A 23288-nucleotide genomic window follows, 5' to 3' on the forward strand; every position below is an offset into this window, starting at 1 on the left:
CTGGACTGTTCGGTTCTGCCGGTCAGGCAGCACGGAAAATCCCCTTTGTGGCCTCTGTGTGAGCCGGGCAACACTCCTCGGGACCTGATGGCCGCCCTTCCGCAGCTTCTTCTGCACCGCGGCCGACACCCCAGCTCGAGATGAGGGCACCGTGCTCGGTGATGCGCTGTGACGTCTCCACCGCTGTTGTCCGTCGAGCACCTCGACGTCGTCTACGACGGCACGATCACCGCGCTGTCGGACGTCTCGCTCACCGTCGCCCCCGGCCAGGTCGTGGCCGTCCTGGGCTCCAACGGCGCGGGGAAGACCTCGCTGCTGCGGGCGGTCTCCCGCTCCCTGCAGCCCTACGGCGGCACCGTCACCGGCGGCACCGTCAGCTTCGCCGGTGCGGACCTCGGCCGCGCCGACGCCGCCGACGTCGTCCGCCGCGGCCTGGTGCAGGTGCCCGAGGGACGGCGGATCTTCCGCGACCTCACCGTCGCGGAGAACCTCCGCGCCGGCGGCTACACCGTCAAGGACGCCAAGGCCCGCGCCGAGGCCCGCGACCGGGTGTTCGACCTGTTCCCGATCTTGGCGCAGCGGCGTGACCAGCCCGGCGGCCTGCTGTCGGGCGGTCAGCAGCAGATGCTCGCCATGGGCCGCGCGCTCATGGTCAGCCCGCAGCTGCTGCTGCTCGACGAGCCCTCCCTGGGCCTGGCGCCGCTGCTGGTCGATCAGATCGGCGAGATCGTCACCGAGATCAACAAGCAGGGGACGGCGGTGCTGCTCATCGAGCAGAACGCGGTCATGGGCCTGCGGGTGGCCGACGCCGCTTACGTGCTGGAGACCGGCCGGGTCACCGCCGCGGGGACGTCGGCCGAACTGTCGGCCAGCGACGAGGTCCGGGAGCGCTACCTGGGGGTGGCCGCCCCCGTGGTGGAGACCGAGACGGTGCGCGGTGAGCCGGCCATCGCCACCGCGCAGCCCCCGCAGCAGCTGCGGGTCGAGGGCTTGACCGTGCGCTTCGGCGGCATCACCGCGCTGTCGGAGGTGTCCTTCACCGTCGAGCCGGGCACCGTGCACGCCCTCATCGGCCCCAACGGCGCGGGCAAGTCCACGCTGGTGAACGTGCTGGGCGGGGCCTACCGGGCCACCGAGGGCAGCGTGCACTACGGGGACGCCGAGCTCACCGCGCTGCGCTCGGACAAGGTCGCCGGACTCGGCGTGGCCCGCACCTTCCAGAACATCTCGCTGGCGCTGGAGGACACCGTCGAGGACAACCTGTTGGTGGGCCGGCACCGGTTGATGCGCCGTGGCTTGCTGTCCGGTGCGCTCACGCTGCCCGGTGCGCGTCGTGAGGAGCGCGCGCACCGGGAGACCGTGGCCGGGATCGCCGAGCTGCTGGGCATCGGGCACCTGTTGGGCACTCCGGTGCACACGTTGGCCTACGGCGACCGCAAGCGGGTGGAGATGGGCCGGGCACTGGCGGCTCGGCCTTCGTTGCTGCTGCTGGATGAGCCGGTGGCTGGCATGACGCATGGGGAGAGCCAGGACATGGCCGACACCATCCGCCAGGTCCGCCGTGACCTGGGCTTGTCGATCGTGCTGGTCGAGCACGACATGCCCTTCGTGATGGGGCTGGCCGAGCAGGTGACGGTGTTGGACTTCGGCAAGAAGATCGCCGAGGGCACCCCGGCGCAGGTGCAGCGCGACCCCGAGGTGCTGCGGGCCTACCTCGGTGCCTCGGCCGCAGGGGACGCAGCGGCATGAGCTACTTCTTGGAGCAGGTGCTCAACGGGTTGTCCTACGGTTTGGTGCTGAGCTTGATCGCGGCCGGGTTCGCGATCGTGTTCACCTCGACGGGGGTGTTGAACTTCGCGCACGGCTCGATCGTGCTGCTGGGTGCCTATCTGGTCGCGGTGTTGCACGAGGGCATCGGTTTCTGGCCCGCGGTGCTGGTGGGGCTGGCCGGGGCGGCGCTGGTCGGGGTGGCCATCAACGCCGTCCTGGTGCGCAACCTGGCCGACAAGGGGCCCGACACCGCGGCGATCCTCATGCTGGGTGTGGACATCGTGCTGCTCACCGAGCTCACCCGCCGGATCGGCAACCAGGTGCTCACCCTGGGGGCGCCGTGGGGTGCCTCGGTGGTGCGCCTGGGGGACATTTCGCTGCCCACGGGCCGGGTGCTGGCCGCCGGTGTCACCGTCGTGGCTTTCGCCGGGCTGTGGTACCTGTTCTCCCGCACCGACCTCGGGGTGGGTATGCGGGCCGCGGCCGCTGATGGCCCGACGGCGTCGCTGATGGGTATCCGGTTGTCCCGGACGGCGGCCACCGGGTGGGCGCTGGCCGGGGTGCTGGCCGCGGTGGCCGGGGTCTTCCTGACCTCCTTCCCCGCCCCCGGCGTGGCCCCGACGGTGGCGCTCAGCGCGCTCGCGGCCATCCCCGCCTGGGTGCTCGGCGGCTTCGACTCGGTGCCCGGGGCCGTCGTCGGCGGCCTGGTCATCGGGCTGACCAGCGCGCTGGTCACCGGCTACGAGGCGCAGCTGGAGCCCTTCCTGGGCACCGGGTTCGGCGAGGTCGCGCCCTACGTCGTGATGATCGTCGTCCTGCTCGTGCGGCCCTCGGGCCTGCTGGGCAGCAAGGAGGCCGTCCGTGTCTGACCTGCCCAAGAAGCTCGCCGGGGCGGTGCTGCTGCTCATCGCGCTGGCGCTGCCGTTCGTGCTCACCGACTTCTGGTTGCAGACCGGGTTGTTCGTGATGGCCACCGCCATCGGTGCGGTCGGGCTCACCCTGCTGGTCGGGGTCGCCGGGCAGTTGTCCCTGGGGCACGCCGCGTTCGCCGCCATCGGGGCCTACGTGTATGCCTGGACGTCGGGGGAGGCGACCGGGAGCGTGGCCGGTCTGGGCCTGCCGCCGGTGCTGGGCCTGCTGCTGGCCGCGCTGGCCGCGGCCGGGGTGGGGGCGGCGTTCTCCCCGGTGGCGGGTCGGCTGCGCGGGATCTACCTGGGTCTGGCCACCCTGGGGTTGGTGTTCGTGGTGCGGCACCTGGTGGTCAACCTGGAGGACTGGACCGGTGGGTTCGTCGGCCGCTCGGTGCAGCCCTTCGCCGTCGGCGGGTTCAGCTTCTCCAACCGCGACCCGGACTACCTGGCGATCGCGGGGGTGGAGTTCGAGGGGCTGCACCGGCTGTGGTACCTGTTCCTCGCCCTGGCGGTGGCCGCCATCTGGCTGGCGGCCAACATCCGCAACGGCCGCACCGGGCGGGCCTGGGCCAACGTGCGCGACTCCGAGACCGCCGCGGCCGCGATGGGCATCGGCGTCGCCGGGGCCAAGCGGTCGGCGTTCGTGGTGTCCTCGGGCTACGCCGGGCTCACCGGGGCGATGCTGGCGCTGGCCTACGGCCGGGTGGCCCCGGACGTGTTCTCCCTGACCGCCTCGATCGACTTCCTGGTGATGATCGTGCTCGGCGGGCTGGGGTCGGTGGCCGGCGCCGTCGTCGGCGCGGTCTTCGTCACCTCCCTGCCGCTGGTGCTGGCCCAGTACAGCTCCTCGCTGCCGTTCCTGGCCGCCCCCGGGTCGGGGGGCCTGGAGGCCTCCACGGCGTCCCGGATCGTCTACGGGCTGGCCATCATCGCCGTCCTGGTCTTCGTGCGCGGCGGGCTGGCCGGGCTCGCCCGCCGACGCCTCACCCCGTCGGCAGCCCCATCCCCCACCCGCACCCCCGTCGACGACGGCCAACCGGCCACCGTCAACCCACCCAGGTCGAAGGAGACCACCCGATGAAGCACCGCGTCCGCGCAGCCTCGCTGTCCGTCGCCGCCTTGGCGCTGGCGGCCTGCAGCACCACCGCCCCGACCTCCTCCGGCGGAGGGGGCGGGGACGACGTGACGACCGGCAACGGGGTCACCGACTCGACCATCACGGTCGGCGTGCTGACCGACCTGTCGGGTCCCTTCTCCGGGACCGCCGGGATCCAGGTAGCCGGGTTCCAGGCGTACTGGGACCAGGTCAACGCCGACGGCGGCATCTGCGACCGCGACGTGACAGTCGACGTGCAGGACCACGGCTACGACCCGCAGAAGGCCGTCACCCTCTACCGCTCGGCCGCGCCGGACATCATCGCCCTGCAGCAGGTGCTCGGCGGCCCGACCAGCGCCGCGGTGCTGCCGCTGGCCGAGCAGGACGGCGTCTACGTCGGCGGTGTGGGCTGGGCCGGTCCGACCCTGGTCTACGACAACAACCAGCTCCCCGGCGCCACCTACGGCGTTGCGGCCGCCAACGCCGTCGACTACATGGTCGACGAGCTGGACGTCCCCGAGGGCTCGACGGTCGGCGTCGTCCACTTCGCCGGCGACTACGGCGGCGACGCCCTCGCCGGCGCCGAGCACGCCGCCGACGAGCGCGGCCTGCAGGTCCTCGTCCAGGAGATCAACCCGACCAACACCGACCTGTCCGCGCAGGCCTCCGCACTGGCCCAGGCCGACGTCGCCGGCGTCGTGCTGGCCGCCGCGCCCACCCAGCTCGCCTCGCTGGCCGGCGTGCTGTCGGCCCAGGGCGCCGACGTACCGGTGTTCGCGATGGGGCCGGCGTTCAACCCGTCCATCCTGGCGACCCCGGCGGGGCCTGCGCTGGAATCGAACGTGTACGTCCTGACGAGTTCGTCCCCCTTCGTCAACCCCGACTCGGCCGGGGTGCAGACCGCTGACGACCTCTACACCACGGCCGACCCCGACGGGGCCGTCGGCTGGGAGGTGCCGTTGGCCTACGTGCAGGCCGAGCTGCTCCGCCAGGCCCTCGAGGGTGCCTGCGACGCCGGTGACCTGACACCGGAGGGCGTCGTGACGGCCTTCCGTGAGGGCGGCACGGTCGACACCCAGGGTGTGCTGCCCGACGACCTGGACTACGCAGAGACCGGCCAGTCGCCCAGCCGGACCGTGTTCCTCTCGCGCGCCAGCGGGACCGTCGACGGTGGTCTGGAACTGGTCGAGCAGCTCAGCGGGCCCAGCGCCGAGTCCTTCTCCTACGGCAGCTGAGCCGTGCCCGCCGTCCCGCCGGGGTGCCAGAACGGCGGGACGGCCGCACCGGCCGCCGGCGGGACGTCCCGGTGAGCCCGGTCCGGCCGGTCCGCGGCCCCACCCCGGAGGGTTGCCGGGTCATGGGCATCGTGAACGTCACCCCGGACTCGTTCTCGGACGGCGGGCTGTACGACCGTGCCCCGGTGGCCGTGGCGCACGGTCTCGAGCTCGTCGAGCGTGGTGCCGCCTGGATCGACGTGGGGGGTGAGTCAACCCGCCCGGGCGCTGACCGGGTGCCCGAGGCGGAGGAGCTGCGCCGGGTCCTGCCGGTCGTGCGGGCTCTCGCCGCGTGCGGCGCCCCGGTCAGCATCGACACCACCCGTCCCTCGGTGGCGCGCGCGGCGGTGGAGGTCGGCGCCCTCATGCTCAACGACGTGAGCGCTGGTCTGGCGGACCCGCAGATGGTGCCGACCGTGGCCGAGCTCGGCGTCCCCTGGGTGCTGACCCACGGCCGCGGCCCCAGCCGCGACATGGACACCCGCGCCCACTACCGCGACGTCGTCACCGAGGTGCGGGACGACCTGCTCCGCCGGGTCGACCAGGTCGTCGCCGCCGGCGTCGACCCGTCGCAGGTGCTCGTGGACCCGGGCCTCGGCTTCGCGAAGGGCGCCGAGCACAACTGGCAGCTGCTGGCGAGACTGGACGTCCTGGTCGGCACCGGGTTCCCGGTCCTGCTGGGGGCTTCTCGCAAGGCATTCCTGGCTGCAGCCGTGCGGAACGGCGGCTCGCGGGCCGCTGCGGACCGCGACGTCGCGACGGCGGCGACCACGGTGCTCGCCGCCCAGGCCGGGGCATGGGGTGTCCGGGTGCACGACGTGGACGGCTCGTCCGACGCGCTGCGGGTCCTACGAGCTGCTCACGCGGCCTGCGCCCGCTGACGTGCGGGGCCGCACGGGGGACCGCGACGAGGTGCGCAGGACGTCGTCGGCCGCGCTTGGTGCGCGGTGGCGGACGTTGTGCGTGGTCTCCACGGTGGGCAGGTGGACCCGGCCGGTGATGGTGAGGCCGTAGCCCTCGAGGCCCCCGTACGTGGCCGGGTTGTTGGTGATCAGCCGGATGCGGGTGGCGCCGAGGTCGCCGAGGATCTGCGAGCCGAGGATGTCCCCGGTCAGGACTCGGAGTGCACCCGCACCAGCACGCCCTTCGGGGTCCGGGACGCCGCGGCCAGGTCGCCCATCACCAGTACGAGGTGCTCGGTGCCGTCGAGGGTGCTGCGGTAGCCAGCGCCCGGGGGTCGCCGAACTCGGTGGGCATCTGCGCCGACCCGACCAGCTCCACGAGATGCTCGGTGGCCCGGCGGTGCCGCACGAGGTCGGCGATGGCCAGCACGGGCAGCCCGTGCTCCGCCGCGAACGCCGTCAACGACACCCCGGCGCGCATGGAGCCGTCCTCGTCCACGACCTCACCGATCACCCCGACCCCGGACAGGCCGGCCATGGTGGTCAGGTCCACGGCGGCCTCGGTGTGCCCGGCCCGCACCAGCACCCCGCCGGCGCGGGCGATGAGCGGGAACACGTGCCCGGGACGGCGGAACTCCGCCGCCGGCGCCGAGGTGAGCGCGCGCACGGTGGCGGCGCGGTCGGCGGCCGAGACGCCGGTGGAGGTGGAGACGTGGTCGACGGTGACGGTGAACGCGGTGCCGTGGGCGTCGGTGTTGTCGGTGACCATCAGGGGCAGCTGCAGCTCGGCGGCTCGGGCGGCGGGCATCGGGGCGCAGACGATGCCGGTGGTGTGCCGCACGAGGAAGGCCATCTGCTCACGCGTGCACAGCTCGGCGGCGACGACCAGGTCGCCCTCGTTCTCCCGGTCGGCGTCGTCGACCACGACGACCATGCCGCCAGCGGCCAGGGCGGCGACGGCGGTCTGCACGGCCTCGCTGGGGGTGCGCTTCACGAGATGACCTCCAGTGCGGCATGCGTCCCGAAGACCCTCGAGTGGTAGGTCAGTGGTGCGCCGTCGACGGTCGCGGCGGCGGTGACCAGGCCGAGGACGACGACGTGGTCGCCACCGGTGACCAGCGAGTCGACGTCGCAGGCCAGCCACCCCGGCACGCCGGGCAACCGGGGCAGGCCGTGGTCGTCGGCCCAGTCGACGTCGGCGAACTTGTCCGGGCCCTTGCGGGCGAAGGACAGCGCCAGCGCCGACTGCGTCGCCCCCAGCACGTTGACGCCGAACCGGCCGGTCACCCGCACCAGGGCCAGCAGGTCCGAGCCGCGGTCCAGGGAGACCAACACCATCGGCGGGTCCATCGACAGCGACGCGAACGCCGACACCGTCGTCCCGTGCGGGACGCCGTCGGCCGACACCGCGGTGATGACCGAGACCGGGGTGGCGACCCCGGCCATCACCTCGCGGAAGGCGGGCTGCAGGTCGTCGGCTCGTGGCTGAGGGTGCATCAACGGCTCTTCTCGGTACGTCGCCGGCGCGCCAGGAGGAGCGTCCCCACCAGCAGCGCGAGCGTTCCGCTCCCGGTCATGGTGAGTGCCATCAGCACAGGGTTCGTGCCGTTGATGGAGACGAGCGGCACGATGGCGCCGCTGAGGCCGAACTGCGCCAGGCCCATCACGCCCCCTGCCGTGCCGGCTCGATCGCCGTGGTGGGCCAGGCCGAGCGCGGTTGCGGTCGGCATGACGAGCGAGACACTGGACACGGTCAGGAAGAGGATCGGGAGAAGGACCACGAGCCCCGCCCCGCTCGCAACCGCGACCAGGAGGGCCGCGCTACCCACCCCGCCGATGACGAGCCCACGTCGCAACGTCGCCGCGGCACCGCGGCGCGCGACGAGGATCGCCCCCCACCGGCCGACGGCGAGCAGCCCCGCCGAGTTGACCGCGAACACCACCGCGAAGGTCTGCGCATCCAGCTCGTAGGCGCCTTGGAGGACGAATGGGCTCATGATGATGTAGGCGAACAGGATCCCGCAGCCCAGGGCGAGCACCGCGGTGAAGCCGAGGAAGTCCCCATCCCTCAGCAGAATCGCGGCGTGGCTGCGGAGGGCGGTGCGCCCCCCGGATGTCCGCGCGCCCACGGGGAGGCTCTCCGGGAGGGATCGGGCGGTCAGGGCGAGGAGGAGCACACCGATCACGGCCAGGGCGTTGAACAACCCGGGCCAGGTGGTCCACCGCAGCAACTGCCCGCCGACGATCGGAGCGACGACCGGGGCGACGGCGGTCACCACGACCAGCAGGCTGAAGACCTGAGCAGCGGCTTCGGTGTCGTAGCGGTCCCGCACGGCGGCGCGGGCGATGACGATCGCGGCGCCACCGGCCGCGCCCTGGATGAAGCGCAGGGCCACCAGCACGAGGATGTCGGTGGACAGTGCGCACAGCAGGGATGCGGCCGCGAAGACCGCCAGCCCCACCAGGACCGGAGTGCGGCGGCCGTAGGCGTCGGTGACCGGGCCGGTGACCAGCTGACCGAGCGCCAGCCCCACCATGCACGAGGTCATGGTCAGCTGCGACGCCGACGCCGACGTGCCCAACGCATCGGCCAACCGGGGGAGTGCCGGCAGGTACAGGTCCATGGAAATCGGTCCGAAGGCGGACAGGGCACCAAGCACCAGCAGCAACCGCAGGGGTACGCCGGCAACCGTGCGCTGCGCACGGCGCCCCGGCGAGGTCGGGCTCCGTACGAGGTCCGGCAACCCAGGGTTGGTCACCGGAACATGCCCACGAACGCCGTGCCCTCCGGTAGTCCTTCCCGGGCGATGTCCCGGGCGAGGAGGTCCGCTGCGTCGAGACCGAGCTCCTCCAGGACGGCCCGGGTGTCGCTACCCGGGGGGCCGACGGGACGACCAGGTCGGGGTGGGGTGCGGGACAGCCGTCGGGACGGCCCTGCCATCACGGCACGACCGAACCCAGGGTGGTCGCGCTCGACTGCCAGCCCCCGTGCGCGGGTGGACGGGTCGTCCATCAGGTCGGCCTGGTCGACGAGGACGTGGGCGCCCATCCCCGCGTCGACCAGGAGATCGACCCACGTCTCGGCCGGCCGTGATCGGAAGACCTTCTCCAACGCGTCCTCGTCGAGGCCGGCGAGCTCACCGAGGGTGTCGAACCCGTCCGGCGCGGTCACGTAGAACCAGCGGTCGGACCCGGCGTACAACCGGTCGGCCGGCCCCCACCCCTTGGCCGCCTGGCCGGCCGGCTCGTCCCACACCCGACCGGGGGCCGCGACCATGAAGGGCACCTGCAGGAAGGTGGCACTGTGGGTCAGGGACGACTGCACGTGCTGTCCGGTGCCGCCCCGCATGCGGTGGTACAGGGCGAGGAGCGCCCCGAACGCGGCGAGGTTGCCCGAGCCGTAGTCGTTGTAGGGGTAGGGCGCCATGAGCGGTTCGCCGTCTCCACCGAGGCGGTTCTGCATACCGGTCGGACCCTGACCCAGCTGTTCGCGCCCGCGCCAGCCACCCCGGTACCCTTCGTGGCCGAAGGCGCTGATCGAGACGTAGACCAGACCCGGGTTGACGGCCCGGAGTGCCTGCTCGCCGACGCCCATGCGGTCGGTCACCCCGCGGGTGAAGTTCTGCACGAAGACGTCGACGCCGGAGCTGAGCCGGTCGAAGACAGCTAGTCCGTCTGCGGTCTTGAGGTCGAGCATGATCGAACGCTTGCCGCTGTTGGTGTACAGGTGCATGCCGAGCTGTCGGTCGACGAAGCTGTGGATCTTGACGACCTCCGCGCCGTACTCGGCCAAGACCCGACCGACGGTCGGTCCGGCCAGGACCTGGGCGACGTCGAGCACGCGGACGCCCGCCAACGCCTCGGTCAGGTCCTCGACCGGTTCCCGCGGGCCGTTGGTCACCGGAGCGGGGCGGGTGAGCTCGTCGAGCACCGCCGCCCGGTCGGCGTCCAACGGCCGTCGTGGGAAGGACACCGTCGGTGGGGTGGCCGACATGCGGATCGGGTGACCGGCCTGTGCCGTCGTGCCGAGCACCGGGTCCTCGACCTCGACGACGGCGCCTGACTCGCGGGCATGGGAGTCCTCGAGCAGCCAGTCCTCGGAGGTCTGGCACAACGCAGCCGAGGCGCCGCTGACCTCGTTGATCGCGATCTCCCAGTCGCGGGCGGGTCGGGTCGCGAAGAGTTCGGCGTAGCGCGCCCGTGCCCGCTCCTGGAGGTCCGGGTCCGTCAACATCCGGACCGGGTCCGCCATGCCGTCCGCGATGTGCTCGGCCGGCAGGAAGGCGTCGGCGAACCAGCGCAGGTGCTTGTCCTGGAAGAGGCACAGCTCCAGCCACCGGCCATCTGCGCAGCGGTAGTGGCCGAGCTGGGGCATGGACGTCGAGATCCGCGGTCCGGCCGCCGTGGGCCGCGGTGTGTCGGTGCGCATCACCCCGGACCCGATGAGCTCGAAGCACGCGTCGTACAACGGCACCTCGATGCGCTGCCCGCGGCCGGTCCGCTCCCTGGCCACGAGGGCCGCGGCGACGGAGTGCGCGGCCACGATGGCCGCATAGGAGGACGCCGCGGGCAGGGCGCTGAAGATCGGCTCACCGGTGCGGTCGCCGACGTAGTCCATCGGTGAGCAACCGGGGTAGAGGTACAGGCCCGCCGCGGCGCTCACGACCCCTTCCCAGGCGGCTACCCCGGCGCGGGGGTCATCTTCGGCGAAGCCTGGCAGGGAGCAGTACAGGAGACGCGGGTTGGCCCGCACGGATCGCTCGGGACCGAGGCCCAGACGTTCCATGACGCCTGGGCGGAAGTTCTCGACCACGATGTCCGCCCGGTCCACGAGCTGCTCAGCCACGCGGTGGTCGGTCTCGTCGGTCAGGTCGAGGACGATGCTCCGCTTGCCCCGTTGCAGCATGGCGTTGGCGGGGTGGTCCCACCGGGGACCGCCGGGCGGGTCGATGCGCACGACGTCCGCCCCGGCGTCGGCGAGCCAGGCCGAGAGCAGGGGGCCGGCCAACCACTGGCCGAAGTCGACCACCCGGAGTCCGTCCAGGGCACGTGTCACGGTGTACTCCTCAGATCATGCTGGCCGCCGGTGGGCCGGTGGACGTGCCACCGGCCCACCGGCGGAGGTGGCCCGGGTCAGCCGAGGTGGTGGCCGAGGAAGGCCTCGGCGCGGGAGGTCGCATCGGCGGCGGCGGCCGGGACGAGCGAGCTGGGGGCGTCCGGCCCGAACCGGATGTCGATGTCGAAAGCGTGCCCGGCGTCGGGGTAGCGCACCACCTCGGTCGATGCAGGTGCTTGCTCCAACGCCGTCTCGAACTCGTCGAGTTCGCCGGGCTGCAGCAGGAAGTCCGTCTCCCCGTAGAGGCCCAGCCAGGGCGTGCGGAGGTTCTCGATGTGGTCGGCCAGGGCCGGGAGGTCCTCGTTGCCCGGGTAACCGGGCCGCTGGATACCGGTGCCGTAGAAGGTCACGGCGGCGCCCAGCTCGTGCCGAGCGGCGGTGAGGAAGGCCGCCCGCCCGCCGTAGGAGAAACCGACGACGCCGGTGCGCCGGCCGTCGACCCCTTCGCGGCGGACGAAGGCCAGCACCTCGTCGACGTCGGAGGCGATCAAGTCGTCCCCGGGCAGGAAGGCTGCGAAGGCCCCGAGGTCCCCGCCGAAGCGCTCGCCCGGGTCCACGGACTCGACCCCGCGGTGGTGCAGGAGCAGGGGCGCCACGGCGAGGTGCCCGGCATCGCCCAGGCGGGTGAGCCAGTCGGCCACTTGCGGTGACCACCCCGGCGCCTGGTGCAGGACCACCACGGCCGAGGATGCTGCCCCGGCGGGCCGGGCGACCCGGACCGGGACGGCACCGAGGGTGCGGGACTCGATCGTCGTCATCGTCGTCCCCTCAGACCGACGTGACGACGGGGAGGTCGATGCCGTCGAGTTGCTGCTTGCGCCAGGCCTGGTGCTCGGCGTCGCGCTCTCGGAACTCGGGGATCACCTGGGTCGCCCAGATCTCCAGGGACTCCATGAGGTGCTCGTGCTTGGTCGTGCCGAACTGCTGGTTGAGCAGCAGCCCGTCGGCGTGCGTGGCCTCGATGGCGCGGGTGAACTCACGGGCGCGCTCAGGACCGCACATCATGGTGCCGGGGAGGTCGGCGAAGTGTCGCCCCATCTCGAGGAGCATGGGGGGCGTACCGGCTTCGGTGCGGATGTCCGAGCGGCCGGCCTTGAAGTCCTGGAAGGCGTTCCAGAGGTGGTGGTCCGGATCCCCGATCCGCGCCATGGCACCGCCGGTCAAGCCGAAGCCGAAGAACTCCAGGCCCTCCCGGGCGCGCTCCTCGGCGAGCTCGTCGGTCGGCGCCAGCAGGCCGATCGTGAAGGTGAAGACGGCGGGGTTGATGCCGCGGCCCATCGGCTGCACGGAACCGCTGCGGAGGGTGTCCCAGTAGGCGGCGACCTCGGCGGCAACGGCGTCGGGGCCGGCGAGGGTGAGCATGAGCTGGCCGAGACCGCGGGCCGCGACGCCGGGGGCCATCCCCGGCAGCGCCGTCGAGGTCCACAACGGCGGGTGCGGGGTCTGGTAGGTCTTCGGCACCACGTTGCCGGCCGGGAAGTCGAAGAAGTCGTCGTGCACCCCCGGCCACACCCCGCGGCTGGCGAGCACGTCGATGGACACCTGGGCCGAGGCGTGCGCCCTCTCGGCCTTGCGGTGCAGGTCGGCGCCCAGCCATGGGGCGATCTCCTGCGTGGTGCCGGGGCCGAAGCCGAACTCGGCCCGCCCCCCGGTCAGCTGGTCAAGCGTGGCAATCCGCTCGGCGGTGCGGATCGGGTCGTTGTGCGACGCGTGCACGATCCCGGTTCCCAGCCGGATGTTGCTGGTCGTCTGCGCCAGTGAGCCCAGCAGCACCTCGGTCGCCGAGTTGTGCGCGTACTCGGGCATGAAGTGGTGCTCGCCCAGGAAGGCGTAGTCGAAGCCGAGGCTGTCGGCGAAGCGGATCTGCTCGAGCATGTTCAGCAGCGCCTCCCGCTCCTGCCCCGGATCCCAGTCCTCCTGGTCGGATGCCTTGGGCACCATCGGGTTGTAGAAGACGCCGAACTTCATGGGGACCTCCGTTGGTCTGCTCGGTGCGGGACGCACGCTCGAGCGTGGTCCCGGTCACGAGGTTGACCGAAGTTTGACCAGTGGTCAAGAAGAACTTCGACCATGGGTCGAACGCCGAGCGGAGGGGGTCAGACGCTTGTGCGGGGTGCCCTGTAGGTGGCGAGGACCGCGTGGAGTTCGGCCTCGAGCACGGCGCCCACGAGAACTCGGTCCCAGGTCCCGGTGCGCTGCACGCGGAGCGCGGTGTCGACGCAGTGCAGCCCCCAGCTGACCAGCAGTGCACGAAGCACGGGGTCGTGCTCGGGCAGTGCGAAGGCCCGCGTGACCCGGGCAGCCGTGAGGTCGCTCATCGTTGCGCCGGCGTCGTCGACCTGGCTCGACCAGTGCTGCTCCATCAGGGTGCGCATGGACTGCGGGTGGGCGTCCATGATGTCCAGGAATGCGTCGATCTCGGCCCGCAGCCAGGCGGCCGGGTTGTCCGCCGCCTGCGGGTCGTTCGCCGCGAAGCGGGCGCGCTGGAGGTCCAGGAACGCGGCCACGACCTGGTCGAAGTAGGCGTCCTTGTCGCCGAAGTAGTAGAAGAACAGGCCGCGGGTCATGCCGGCTCGCACCGTGATGGCGGTGATCGTGATGTCGGCATAGGGCATCTCGTCGAGCAGTTGGACGCCGATCTCGACAAGTCGCCGTCGTTTGCTGCCAGCGCGGTCGACCTTGGCGGGGGTGCTCACCACGGGGAGCCTACGAGCGTGGTGGCCGGGCGGGAGCGGCGGCACCGTTCAGCTGGACGGGTGGGGGACCGGCTCGAACTGCGGTACGCCCGGCAGGGTGGTCACCAGGTGCACGACCGCTCGCTCGGTCAGACAGAGGTGCTGGTGGGGTACGTCGCCGGGGAAGCGGACGAAGTCTCCGGCGGCCAGGTCGACCGGGTCGCGCAAGGGTCCGGTCCGGACCCGTCCGGTGATGACGTAGAGGTGCAGCAGTGCGCCGGTCGGGTGCGGCGCAGCCACGACGGGCGCTGCGCCTCGGCGGAACCGGAGGACCTGGTTGCGGACGTAGCCCGAGCCGTACAACTGATCAAGGAGACGCTCTGCATGGTCTGCGGTCCCGGTCCAGACGTCGTCGGTCTGTCGCTGCACGAACACCGGCGTACCCCACTCGGTCAGCAGCCGGCGGGGTGAGACGTCGAGGGCGGTGCTGAGGAGCGCCAGTGTCTCGACCGTGGGGTTCCCGGTTCCCTGCTCCACCTTGGACAGCGTCTGCTTGGACAAGCCTGCCCGGCGGGCCAGCTCGCCCATCGACAGCCCCCGCTCCTCACGGAACCGCCTGGTGTTGCGGGCCACGCGGCGATTGTGGTCAGCGGGGGATGTCTGCATGGTGTCACTTTAGATGGACGGTTGTCATTCTTGACCGACACCATGGCGCCGGTCACCATGAGGCCAGTCCGTGACCGGGGTGCGGCAGCGCACCCGCTCCACATCGGGGGTTGACCATGACGACGGCTGTGGCCGAGGGACGCCGCGAGGACCGGGCCGCCGTGGACAAGGCCATCAGCCTGCTGCTGTCCTTCGGCGACGGGCAGGCTGCAGAGCTGGGGGTGAGCGAGCTGGCCCGAAGGGCCGACCTGAGCAAGTCGACCGCTCACCGGGTGCTCGGACTGCTGGAGCGCAACGGTGTCGTGGAACGGGTGGGGACCGCCTACCGGCTGGGGAACCAGCTGCACCGGCTGGGCCGGTCGGTGTACCCGGCCGCCCACGACCAGATCCGTGACCTCCTCATCCCGCACGTGGCCGAGCTGTACGAGCGCACGCACGAGACGGTCCATCTGGCCGCCATGCACGGGGTGGACGTGGTCTACCTGGCCAAGCTCTACGGGAGCAGGCAGGTGAAGTCGCCTTCGCGCATCGGTGGCCGCGTCCCGGCCCACTGCACGGCGGTGGGGCAGGCGATGATGGCCCACGACGGGCAGGCCGCTGCGCTGGTGATGGCAGGTGAGCTGCAGGCCTGGACTCCGACGACCATCACCGACCCGGCGGCGCTCGCGGCACGGTTGCACGTGGTGCGCAGCCGGGGTGTGGCGATCGATGACCAGGAGGCGCAGCCCGGCCTGAGTTGTGTGGCCGGCGCTGTGCTGGGTGCAGACGGTCGGCCCGTCGCCGCGATGTCGGTCTCGGTGGCTGCGGGCCGTACCGACCCTCGGATCCACGAGCAGGCCCTGCGCAGTGTCTGCGCCGAGGCCACCCGCACGGTGGCACGTGCGGCACGTGTTCGCGGACCGGTGCCGGCCCGGAGCGCCTGACCCGTCGTCGACGTCAGGATCCAGGCACCGCATCAGCGGCTTCGTCGGCCACCGAGACCCACTCGGGCTCGGAGACCAGCAGGCTCAGCTCGGCGTCGACCAGGTCGACGTCCACCACGTACCGGAAACCGGCCTGCTCGGAGGCGGCGACGGCGCCGACCTGACCCCGCGGGGCGCCGTAGATGATCCGGCGGCAGGCGGGCTCGGCCGACCGCACGGCCCGCACGACTCCCTCCAGCACAGCAGTCAGCAACCCGCCGTCCGACAGCGCCACCACCCGGATCTCCACGTCGCGCACGCTGGCCGGGTAGGCGCTCTCGAGACGCCCGGCTACGCACCGCTCCAGACGGATCTGCGCGGTGGCGCCCGATTCGTGCTCCAGTTCCAGGTCGGTCCGGGCCGAACTGTTCTCCTGCTGCCTCACCCGCCAGCTGGGCTCGAGGACGAGTGAGGGAAAGGGGACGGTGCTCAACGGGGGACAGCCTCCTCGGCGAGGTGTGGGATCAGTAGGTCGTGCAACGCGCCCGGTGCGGGGCGATGCACGCCAGCGCTCGCCGAGCCCGCGCGGGCGCCGGTCACAGCTGCGCACCGAGGTCGTCGCCACCGGCAGCGGTCGCGAAACCGCGGACCCCGATGCCGCCGTCGGCGGCGATGGCGTGCCCGGTGATGGTGCCGGCCTGCCGGCGGGAGGCCAGCAGGACGTACGAGCCGGTGACGTCCCGAGGGTCGGTGCTGGAGTCGTGCAGCGGGATCGGCGGGGGAGGGGTGTCGGCGGTGCGTTTGGCGAACGAAGCCGCGATCGAACGCTCCGCCATGCCGAGGCTCGCCGGTCCCCTCAGGTCGGTGTTCATGCCGCCGACGGCCACGCCGTTCACCCGCACCCGGGGGGCCAGCTCGTAGGCGAGCTGCTTCATCAGACCCAGGCACGCGTGCTTGGAGGCGGTGTAGACGGGGCCGCCGCCCGCGACGTACGTCGAAGCGTTCGACAGGGTCATGACCACGTTGCCGCGGGTCCGCACCAGCTCGCGCCAGGCCGCCTCCACCGCGAGCAGGTACCCCTTGACGTTGACCGCGAACAGCTCGTCGAAGAGATTGCCGAGCTGGACGCCGTCCAGCCGCGTGACCGGGCGCTGGTAGTCCCACAGCCCTGCGTTCGTGACCAGGGTGTCCAGCTTGCCGAACCGGTCGACCGTGTCGGCCACTGCGCGGTGCAGTGCCTGGCTGTCGCGGACGTCGGCCTCGACAGCGAGCATCCGGGTGGGGTCGACGGACTCCTCGACGACGGCTCGCAGTCGTGGTGCGTCGCGGTCCACGACCGTGACGGAGGCTCCCTCGGCCACGAACCTCTCGGCCACCGCGCGGCCGATGCCGGAGCCACCGCCGGTGACCAGGGCGACGTCGCCCTCGAGCCAGCTGCTCACGGGTGAGCGGCCAGGAAGTCCGCGACCAACCGCTCGAACTCAGGCTGACGCTCGAGCTGCACCCAGTGACCGCACTTGCCGAAGACGTGCAGCTGCACGTCTCGGATCTGCTTCAGCATCAAGGCTGCGCCGTCGAAGGTGATCGTCCGGTCGTCACGGCCCCACAGCAGGAGGGTGGGGGCCTTGATCCTGTGCAGGTCTCGCCACAGCGGGTCCATGCCGCCGCGGGCGCCGAAGGCGGCGTTGTACCGGTGGTAGAACTCGACGTGGCTCTCGTCCAGCGATGACTCGTACCGCTGACGGACGACGTCCTCGCCGAACTGCTTGTGGTCGTAGACCATCGCGCGGATGAAGGCGGCCATCTTCTTCTCCGACGGCCCGGTCCCGTTGTAGTAGCGGAACATCTCCTTCTGGCCCTCGGTGGGGGTGGGGCCGAACGGTACCCACCCGCCCCCGGGTGCCATGAGGACCAGGGTGCTCACTCGTTCGGGCCGGGACTGGGCCATCGCGATGGCGGCAGCGCCGCCGAGGCTGTTGCCGAGCAGGTGGAACCTGTCGATGTCCAGCTCGTCCAGTGCCTGGAGGAGTGCGTCGACGGTGATCTCGGTGATGGAGCGGGCGTCGAGGTCGTCCTGGCTGGGCCGGTAGCTCCCGCCGAACCCGGGCTGGTCGGGGAGCACGACGCGGAAGTGCTGGGACAGAGCGGGGAGGTTCTGGGCGTAGTTGCTGAGGCCGGAGGCTCCGGGGCCACCGCCGTGGAGCATGACCAGCACGGGTCCGTCGCCGACCTCGGCCACGGCGATGTCGCCGAGCGAGGTGGGGACGGTCCTCCGGGTGATGGACAGGTCGTCGGTGGCGGTCAGGGTCATCAGGCACCTCGTGGCATCGGTGGGCGCTGCCCCCCTCGGGACGGGCAGCGGGCAGGTCAGAAGAAGGTCGAGATGTTCTTGGCGGTGAGCACGTTCTGGTCGAGCAGGATGGTGCGGCGGGCCACCCGGAGGACACCTTCCTCACGGCGGAGAAGATCGGTCCGCTGGCCGGCGAAGACGTTCTCCTCCCGTTCGAGCCGGTTGCGGTAGACCAGGAAGGCCGAGCGCGCGACCAGGTCCTCGGCGGTGGCCTGGGGGGTCTGCTCGGGGTCGGCGTGCCGCACGACCACGTTGGTGACGAGGTGGCGGGTGCGGGAGGGTGGGTCCTCGGCCCACGCCATCCCGGAGTCGAAGCGCCGGATGCGCCAGGCCAGGCTCTCCTTCGTCTCGTCGTAGAAGGCGGCCTCCCCGCGGGCGGCCACCGACAAGGCCTGCTGGCGCCGGAGCCGGTTGGTGCGCGTGGGCATCCAGTAGACGAGGTCCTCGGCCAGCAGCTCCAGCCAGTCGGTGTAGCGGCCCTCGTCCAGCAGTTCGGCTTCCTCGTAGTACAGCTGCTCGACCTCGAAGTGGGTGTCCCGGTCGGCGCGCTGGCCAGCGCGGGTGAGGGTGGCCTGCAGGCTGTCGGTGGTGCTCACGCGGTTCGGCCTTTCGTGGTCGGGTTCGGGGAAGGGATCGGGGTCAACCGCGAAGCAGCCGACGCAGGTCGGTCGTGGGGTCGGCCAGAGCGCCGGGGTCCACGGCGAGCCGCCGGTCGACCATCCGACGGGCGGCCCGGACCGCGGTGGGGTCGTCCACGGCCGCGGCGGCGACGACACGACCCTCGTGCAGCCCGAACACGGCGAACGACGGGGCATCGGTGGTCCCGCGCAGCACGACCTGGTCGGCGGCGCCGAGATGACCGATGGCCTCGACGTGCCGGTGGTGCCGGTCGGACCAGAACCACGGTGCGGTCTCCGCCGGTGGTGCCACCCCCAGGATGGAGGCCGCGGCCCGCTTCCCGTCGTGCTGGGCTGCCTCCCAGTGCTCGGTCCGTGGCAGCAGCACCCCGTCGCGGCGCACCCTGGTCGCGTCGCCCACCGCCAGCACGGCTGGGTTCGCGGTCCGCTGAGCCGGGTCCACCACCACCCCGCGGTCCACCTCGATGCCGGCTGCGACGGCGAGCGACGTGTCGGGCGACATGCCCACGCCGAGGACCGCGACGTCGAACTCCGCGGCGTCGGGCTGCCCGACGAACCGGGCGGTGAGGACGGCACCGTCCTGACCGAGCGACTCGACACCGGCGCGGACGACGCGAACGCCGCGGGCGGTGTGCAGGTCGTGCAGCCAGGTCGCGATGGTGGTGCCGAGGGCCGCGACCAGCGGAGGGTCGACCGGGTCGACCAGGACGACGTCGCAGCCCAGGTCGAGGGCGGTCGAGGCGACCTCGGCGCCGATGAGGCCGGCCCCGACGACGAGCAGGCGAGCTCCCGGGACCAGGGCCTTGTGGAGACGGTCGGCGTCCTCGATGGTGCGCAGGGTGTGCACGAGGTCCCCGTCGGCCCCGGGCAGGGGTGGTCGGGCGGCCCGGCCACCCGTGGCCAGCACCACGCGGTCGGCGGCCACCCTGCTGCCGTCGTCGAGCTCCAGCGCTCCCTCGGCGGTCCGTAGGGCGGCCACCGAGGTGCGAGTGCGCAGCTCGATGCGGTTGTCGTCGAACCAGGCGGGGCTCTGCAGCCACAGGTCGGTCGAGCTGCAGGCGCCGGCCAGGTAGTCCTTGGACAGGGGCGGGCGGTCGTAGGGGAACTCGCCGGCGTCGACGAGAGTGACCCGCCCGTCGTAGCCGCCCTGGCGCAGGGCGCCGACGGTGCTCACCCCACCGACGCCGCCCCCGACCACCACGACGTGCCCGAGGTCGGAACGGGAGTTCACGGGGTCTGGCCCGGGAACAGGTAGACCTCGCCGTCACGGACCTCGACCCGGTGCGCCACCGTGTCGCGGGTGGCCGGGAGTCCGTCGACCTCACCGTTGCGCAGACAGAACCGGGAGGAGTGCAGGGGGCACTCGACGTACCCGCCCTCGACCCAGCCCTCCGCCAGCGAGGCGGTCTGGTGGGTGCAGGTGTTGTCCAGTGCCCAGATGCTGCCGTCGTCGTCCTTGAGGAGCGCGATGTCGTCGGCGGTGCCGGCGACGTCCCTGCCGATGGTGATGCCCTCGCCCTCGGCGATGTCCTCCGCGGACGCGACCCGGATGCCCTGGCTCACTTCTGGTCCGCCTCGTGCCAGGCGGGGGTGTTCATCAGGTCGCGCCACCGGGCGTAGAAGGACCTCCCGGCCGCGTCGCTGTACAACTCGCTGGTCTGCCCCGGGTGGCGCCCGTCCTCGCGCTCGGAGCCCATGCCCATCTGGTAGTTCAGCGCGACGCCGTTGGTGATGAAGCCGTGCGCGATGGACTGGACCTCGCTCCAGTTCTCGCCGTCGTCCTGCTCGAAGATCCCGCTGGGACCGAAGGTGCGCAGGTTGTACAACCGCTGGGCCTCGCGGACCTCCTCGGGCATGGACTTGTCGACGATCGTCCAGGCCCAGACCTCCATCTTGTCCGGGCCCTTGGGGTGCCAGATGCGCACCGAGCCGTTGACCGGCAGGTAGGAGAAGTTCGGGAACACCGTGGCGTGCCCGTTGGTCAGGGGCCCCTCCACCCGCGCCTCACCCAGGCGCTCCCGCATCGCGGGGTAATCGGCCCAGTCGTGCACGGTGCGGGCGTCGAACCGGTTCTTCGGGTGGACCGGGAAGCCGGCCCCGTGCCCGTTGGGGTCCACGTACTGCCGGCCGGTGCGGTGCACGATCTCGTCCTTGGGCTTCTTGCCCGAGGGCGACATGACCATCAGGGCCGAGGCGTGGCTCATGTTGACGTGGTACCAGTCGGTGGCGAACTGCTCGGCGGCCAGCTTCCAGTTGCCGGCGAGCACCCACTTGTGCACCCCGCCGACGACGACGGTGCCCTCGTCGTCGTGGTCGAGCATCGCGTCCATGTACCAGGCCATGTCGCCCAGCGATTCGCGCAGGGACACCGGCTCGGGGTTCCAGGTGCCGAACACCAGACCCCGGTAGCTGTCGACGTGGGGGACCTCGACGAGACCCCACTGGCCGGGGGAGAAGTCGGCGGGGTAGCCCTCCTGGTTCGGGACGCTGACCAGCTTGCCTTCCAGGTCGTAGGCCCACCCGTGGTAGGTGCAGGTGAAGTTCCTGGTGGCCCCCATGTCGGCCCGGCAGACACGGGCACCGCGGTGCCGACAGGAGTTGAGGTACACCCGCAGCTTGCGGTTCTTGTCCATGGTCACGATGACCGGGTCCTCGCCCATGTACGTCGTGAAGAAGTCACCGGGCTTGTGGAACTGGTCGGTGTGGGCCAGGAACAGCCAGCTGGGTGCGAACACGCGCCGCAGTTCCTGACGGTAGAGCTGGTCGTCGGTGAAGACCGCGCGGTCGAGCAGGCCACCCTCGGCATCGACGAGGCCGCTGACATCGAGGTTGCGGGTCATCGCCGACGGCCGGCGGAGCGCACCGCGGGGCGCCGAGGTGGCTTCGCCCCGCCGCGGCGGATCGGTGGCGTCCGGCTCGGACCCGGGGGTGGCCGGTCGGGTGGTCGACGTCATGGCCCCAGCGAACTCGCCGGACGCCGACCGGCCCAGGCTGTGTTCCGCTCTGCGGCACGAGTGCTGGGCTCGCCGTCCAGAGCCGAGTGACCGTTGCTGCCATGCTCGCAGCCGTTGCCGTGTCGCAGAGTGCGACCGACCCCCTGTCCGGTCTGCACGTCACGGACGTACCGGTCCCTGTCCCGCCCCCGGGCTGGTCCCTGGTCAAGGTCGTCGCCTCGTCGCTGAACATGCACGACCTGTGGACCCTGCGGGGCGTGGGGCACCCCGCCGACCGCCTCCCGATCGTGCTCGGTTGCGATGCCGCCGGCTACGACCAGGACGGCAACGAGGTCATCGTGTACCCGGTGCTGGGCAACGCCGACGCCGGCATGGGGGACGAGACCCTGGACCCCGACCGCGCCCTCCTCTCCGAGCGGCACGACGGTGCCTTCGCGGAGTACCTCACCGTCCCCACCCGCAACCTGGTGCCCAAGCCGGCCTGGCTGTCCTTCGACGAGGCCGCCTGCCTCCCCGTCGCCTGGACCACCGCCTACCGGATGCTGTTCACCCAGGCCCGCATCACCGCGGGCGACCGGGTGCTGGTGCAGGGCGCCGGCGGGGGAGTGGCCTCGGCGGCCATCAAGCTCGCTCTGGCTGCCGGTGCGGTCGTCTACACGACCAGCCGCAGCGAGGACAAGCGACGCATGGCGGAGGAGTGGGGTGTGCGGGCGGCAGTGCCCAGCGGCACCCGCTTGCCGGAGCGGGTCGACGTGGTGGTCGAGACGGTCGGCGAAGCGACGTGGTCGCACTCGCTGAAGTCGCTCCGCCCGGGCGGCACGCTGGTGGTCGCCGGTGCGACCAGCGGCATGAACCCTCCTGCCGATCTGGGCCGCATCTTCTACCTGCAGCAACGCATCCTCGGCTCGACTGGCTGCACCCGCAGCGAGCTGGTCGCCCTGCTCAAGCTCATGGACGCCACCGGTGTGCGCCCGGTGATCGACCACACCATGCCGCTCGGGGAGATCCACAAGGGTTTCCAGTTGATGATCGACGGCTCCTTCGCCGGGAAGCTCGTCGTCCACCCGCCCACCACGTCAGGAGCTCCGTCATGACCTTCGCCGCCGTGGGCCTGTCCCACTCCCCGCTGATCGGGAAGAACGACCCGGCACCCGAGGTGCTGACGAGGATCGACGCGGCGGTCGACCAGGCCCGGGCCTTCGTGCACGAGTTCGAACCCGAACTGGTCGTCCTGTACGCCCCCGACCACTACAACGGGTTCTTCTACAAGGACATGCCGCCGTTCTGCCTGGCCACCGCGGCCACCGCCGTCGGCGACTTCGGGTCGCAGGCTGGCCCGCTGTCGGTGGATCGCGACATCGCCGACACCGTCGCCGAGGGCGTGCTGGATCTCGGCATCGACCTCACCGTGTCGGCGCGGATGACCGTCGACCACGGTTTCGTCCAGCCGCTGGAGGTCCTCTTCGGCGGGATCGACACGGTGCCGGTGGTCCCGGTGTTCATCAACGGTGTCGCCACCCCGCTGGGCCGGGTCAGCCGCATCCGGGCGCTGGGCGACGCGGTCGGGCAGGCCACGGCCCGGTTGGACAAGCGCGTGCTGTTCATCGGTTCGGGCGGTCTGTCCCACGACCCGCCGGTCCCCACGCTGAAGGGCGCGCCTGCTCGGGTGGCCGACGCGCTGATCGAGGGCCACCCCCCGACCCCGGAGCAGCGGGCCAAGGGTGAGGCCCGCGTGCTGCAGGCCGGCCGCGACTACGCCGCGGGCGCCTCGACGATGGTCCCCATCAACCCTGCCTGGGACGCCCTCGTCCTCGATGTGCTCGAGAACGGGACGCTCGCCGACGTCGACGCCTGGACCCCGGACTGGATGGCGCGCGAGGGGGGCGGGTCGGCGCACGAGGTGCGCACCTGGATCGCCGCCTTCGCCTCGCTCGCAGCGGCCGGGCCGTACGAGATGACGTCCCGGTTCTACGAGCCCGTGCCGGAGTGGATCGCCGGCTTCGCCGTCGCGACCGCACTGCCCCGCTGAGGGAA

25 protein-coding genes are annotated in these 23288 nt (G+C 71.9%); 8 read left to right on the forward strand and 17 right to left on the reverse strand.

The window, feature by feature from the left end:
* Positions 1-168: 168 nt before the first annotated feature.
* The 5 genes from TEK04_RS21340 to folP all read left to right on the forward strand — a co-directional run bounded on the left by TEK04_RS21340 (position 169) and on the right by folP (position 5932).
* Positions 169-1749: an ATP-binding cassette domain-containing protein gene (locus TEK04_RS21340; protein WP_336403284.1), complete on the forward strand. Its 1581-nt coding sequence runs from the start codon at positions 169-171 to the stop codon at positions 1747-1749.
* Positions 1746-2639 (forward strand): branched-chain amino acid ABC transporter permease, encoded by an 894-nt coding sequence (locus TEK04_RS05355; protein WP_336403285.1) that lies wholly within the window; start codon positions 1746-1748, stop codon positions 2637-2639. Before TEK04_RS21340 ends, TEK04_RS05355 begins: the two co-directional genes overlap by 4 nt.
* Positions 2632-3762, forward strand: a complete 1131-nt coding sequence (locus tag TEK04_RS05360) for a branched-chain amino acid ABC transporter permease (RefSeq protein ID WP_336403286.1) — start codon at positions 2632-2634, stop codon at positions 3760-3762. Before TEK04_RS05355 ends, TEK04_RS05360 begins: the two co-directional genes overlap by 8 nt.
* Positions 3759-5012: an ABC transporter substrate-binding protein gene (locus TEK04_RS05365; RefSeq protein ID WP_336403287.1), complete on the forward strand. Its 1254-nt coding sequence runs from the start codon at positions 3759-3761 to the stop codon at positions 5010-5012. The genes TEK04_RS05360 and TEK04_RS05365 overlap by 4 nt, the downstream gene beginning before the upstream one ends.
* 122 nt (positions 5013-5134) lie before the next feature.
* Entirely contained in the window at positions 5135-5932 is a 798-nt protein-coding gene (gene folP, locus TEK04_RS05370; protein ID WP_336403288.1) for a dihydropteroate synthase, read from the forward strand.
* Here the strand turns inward: folP and TEK04_RS21345 are convergent.
* From TEK04_RS21345 to TEK04_RS05420, 10 genes are all read right to left on the reverse strand, one after another.
* Entirely contained in the window at positions 5900-6166 is a 267-nt protein-coding gene (locus TEK04_RS21345) for a hypothetical protein (protein WP_336403466.1), read from the reverse strand. The two genes, folP and TEK04_RS21345, sit on opposite strands and share 33 nt — an antisense overlap.
* The gene (locus tag TEK04_RS21350) at positions 6163-6237 is read right to left on the reverse strand and encodes a hypothetical protein (RefSeq protein ID WP_336403467.1); all 75 of its coding nucleotides are present in this window, start codon (positions 6235-6237) and stop codon (positions 6163-6165) included. The genes TEK04_RS21345 and TEK04_RS21350 overlap by 4 nt, the downstream gene beginning before the upstream one ends.
* Positions 6231-6947, reverse strand: a complete 717-nt coding sequence (ribB, locus tag TEK04_RS05385; protein ID WP_336403289.1) for a 3,4-dihydroxy-2-butanone-4-phosphate synthase — start codon at positions 6945-6947, stop codon at positions 6231-6233. The genes TEK04_RS21350 and ribB overlap by 7 nt, the downstream gene beginning before the upstream one ends.
* Entirely contained in the window at positions 6944-7450 is a 507-nt protein-coding gene (locus TEK04_RS05390) for a flavin reductase family protein (RefSeq protein ID WP_336403290.1), read from the reverse strand. Before TEK04_RS05390 ends, ribB begins: the two co-directional genes overlap by 4 nt.
* Entirely contained in the window at positions 7450-8712 is a 1263-nt protein-coding gene (locus tag TEK04_RS05395; protein WP_336403291.1) for a multidrug effflux MFS transporter, read from the reverse strand. Before TEK04_RS05395 ends, TEK04_RS05390 begins: the two co-directional genes overlap by 1 nt.
* On the reverse strand, positions 8709-11009 hold the full coding sequence (locus TEK04_RS05400; protein ID WP_336403292.1) for a CaiB/BaiF CoA-transferase family protein: 2301 nt from the start codon (positions 11007-11009) through the stop codon (positions 8709-8711). Before TEK04_RS05400 ends, TEK04_RS05395 begins: the two co-directional genes overlap by 4 nt.
* Positions 11010-11086: 77 nt before the next feature.
* Positions 11087-11827, reverse strand: coding sequence for a dienelactone hydrolase family protein (locus TEK04_RS05405; protein WP_336403293.1), 741 nt, complete (start codon positions 11825-11827; stop codon positions 11087-11089).
* A 10-nt stretch (positions 11828-11837) separates the two neighbouring features.
* Positions 11838-13037 carry an LLM class flavin-dependent oxidoreductase gene (locus TEK04_RS05410; protein ID WP_336403294.1) on the reverse strand — a complete coding sequence of 400 codons (1200 nt, stop codon included), beginning with the start codon at positions 13035-13037 and terminating at the stop codon, positions 11838-11840.
* 128 nt (positions 13038-13165) lie between these two features.
* Positions 13166-13765 carry a TetR/AcrR family transcriptional regulator gene (locus TEK04_RS05415; RefSeq protein WP_336403295.1) on the reverse strand — a complete coding sequence of 200 codons (600 nt, stop codon included), beginning with the start codon at positions 13763-13765 and terminating at the stop codon, positions 13166-13168.
* A gap of 48 nt (positions 13766-13813) precedes the next feature.
* Positions 13814-14377 (reverse strand): helix-turn-helix domain-containing protein, encoded by a 564-nt coding sequence (locus tag TEK04_RS05420; RefSeq protein ID WP_336403296.1) that lies wholly within the window; start codon positions 14375-14377, stop codon positions 13814-13816.
* 149 nt (positions 14378-14526) lie between these two features.
* Here TEK04_RS05420 and TEK04_RS05425 point away from each other — a divergent pair, with 149 nt between their 5' ends.
* The gene (locus tag TEK04_RS05425; RefSeq protein WP_336403297.1) at positions 14527-15333 is read left to right on the forward strand and encodes an IclR family transcriptional regulator; all 807 of its coding nucleotides are present in this window, start codon (positions 14527-14529) and stop codon (positions 15331-15333) included.
* Between the two features lie 13 nt (positions 15334-15346).
* On the opposite strand, the gene TEK04_RS05430 is transcribed toward TEK04_RS05425, so the two are convergent.
* From TEK04_RS05430 to TEK04_RS05460, 7 genes are all read right to left on the reverse strand, one after another.
* Positions 15347-15757 (reverse strand): hypothetical protein, encoded by a 411-nt coding sequence (locus tag TEK04_RS05430; RefSeq protein WP_336403298.1) that lies wholly within the window; start codon positions 15755-15757, stop codon positions 15347-15349.
* Between the two features lie 151 nt (positions 15758-15908).
* Positions 15909-16754 carry an SDR family NAD(P)-dependent oxidoreductase gene (locus tag TEK04_RS05435; RefSeq protein ID WP_336403299.1) on the reverse strand — a complete coding sequence of 282 codons (846 nt, stop codon included), beginning with the start codon at positions 16752-16754 and terminating at the stop codon, positions 15909-15911.
* Entirely contained in the window at positions 16751-17623 is an 873-nt protein-coding gene (locus TEK04_RS05440; protein ID WP_336403300.1) for an alpha/beta fold hydrolase, read from the reverse strand. Before TEK04_RS05440 ends, TEK04_RS05435 begins: the two co-directional genes overlap by 4 nt.
* A 56-nt stretch (positions 17624-17679) precedes the next feature.
* Entirely contained in the window at positions 17680-18258 is a 579-nt protein-coding gene (locus TEK04_RS05445; protein ID WP_336403301.1) for an aromatic-ring-hydroxylating dioxygenase subunit beta, read from the reverse strand.
* A gap of 43 nt (positions 18259-18301) precedes the next feature.
* Complete coding sequence (locus TEK04_RS05450) at positions 18302-19531, reverse strand: NAD(P)/FAD-dependent oxidoreductase (protein WP_336403302.1); 1230 nt, start codon at positions 19529-19531, stop codon at positions 18302-18304.
* Positions 19528-19863, reverse strand: coding sequence for a non-heme iron oxygenase ferredoxin subunit (locus tag TEK04_RS05455; protein ID WP_336403303.1), 336 nt, complete (start codon positions 19861-19863; stop codon positions 19528-19530). The genes TEK04_RS05450 and TEK04_RS05455 overlap by 4 nt, the downstream gene beginning before the upstream one ends.
* Entirely contained in the window at positions 19860-21254 is a 1395-nt protein-coding gene (locus TEK04_RS05460; RefSeq protein WP_336403304.1) for an aromatic ring-hydroxylating dioxygenase subunit alpha, read from the reverse strand. The genes TEK04_RS05455 and TEK04_RS05460 overlap by 4 nt, the downstream gene beginning before the upstream one ends.
* Positions 21255-21355: 101 nt before the next feature.
* Here TEK04_RS05460 and TEK04_RS05465 point away from each other — a divergent pair, with 101 nt between their 5' ends.
* Together TEK04_RS05465 and TEK04_RS05470 are read left to right on the forward strand one after the other, a co-directional pair.
* The gene (locus TEK04_RS05465; RefSeq protein ID WP_336403305.1) at positions 21356-22348 is read left to right on the forward strand and encodes a zinc-binding dehydrogenase; all 993 of its coding nucleotides are present in this window, start codon (positions 21356-21358) and stop codon (positions 22346-22348) included.
* Positions 22345-23283 (forward strand): 3-carboxyethylcatechol 2,3-dioxygenase, encoded by a 939-nt coding sequence (locus TEK04_RS05470; RefSeq protein WP_336403306.1) that lies wholly within the window; start codon positions 22345-22347, stop codon positions 23281-23283. Before TEK04_RS05465 ends, TEK04_RS05470 begins: the two co-directional genes overlap by 4 nt.
* Positions 23284-23288 lie beyond the last annotated feature (5 nt).

This window comes from Klenkia sesuvii, assembly GCF_037083825.1.
GTDB lineage: Bacteria > Actinomycetota > Actinomycetes > Mycobacteriales > Geodermatophilaceae > Klenkia > Klenkia sesuvii.

What these genes read in the sequence shown, in the direction of transcription:
- TEK04_RS05355 (WP_336403285.1), top strand. Translation starts at nt 1,746, where the DNA reads ATGAGCTACTTCTTGGAGCAGGTGCTCAACGGGTTGTCCTACGGTTTG.
- TEK04_RS05365 (WP_336403287.1), top strand. Translation starts at nt 3,759, where the DNA reads ATGAAGCACCGCGTCCGCGCAGCCTCGCTGTCCGTCGCCGCCTTGGCG.
- folP (WP_336403288.1), top strand. Translation starts at nt 5,135, where the DNA reads ATGGGCATCGTGAACGTCACCCCGGACTCGTTCTCGGACGGCGGGCTG.
- TEK04_RS05390 (WP_336403290.1), bottom strand. Translation starts at nt 7,450, where the DNA reads ATGCACCCTCAGCCACGAGCCGACGACCTGCAGCCCGCCTTCCGCGAG.
- TEK04_RS05405 (WP_336403293.1), bottom strand. Translation starts at nt 11,827, where the DNA reads ATGACGACGATCGAGTCCCGCACCCTCGGTGCCGTCCCGGTCCGGGTC.
- TEK04_RS05410 (WP_336403294.1), bottom strand. Translation starts at nt 13,037, where the DNA reads ATGAAGTTCGGCGTCTTCTACAACCCGATGGTGCCCAAGGCATCCGAC.
- TEK04_RS05425 (WP_336403297.1), top strand. Translation starts at nt 14,527, where the DNA reads ATGACGACGGCTGTGGCCGAGGGACGCCGCGAGGACCGGGCCGCCGTG.
- TEK04_RS05440 (WP_336403300.1), bottom strand. Translation starts at nt 17,623, where the DNA reads ATGACCCTGACCGCCACCGACGACCTGTCCATCACCCGGAGGACCGTC.
- TEK04_RS05460 (WP_336403304.1), bottom strand. Translation starts at nt 21,254, where the DNA reads ATGACGTCGACCACCCGACCGGCCACCCCCGGGTCCGAGCCGGACGCC.
- TEK04_RS05465 (WP_336403305.1), top strand. Translation starts at nt 21,356, where the DNA reads ATGCTCGCAGCCGTTGCCGTGTCGCAGAGTGCGACCGACCCCCTGTCC.
- TEK04_RS05470 (WP_336403306.1), top strand. Translation starts at nt 22,345, where the DNA reads ATGACCTTCGCCGCCGTGGGCCTGTCCCACTCCCCGCTGATCGGGAAG.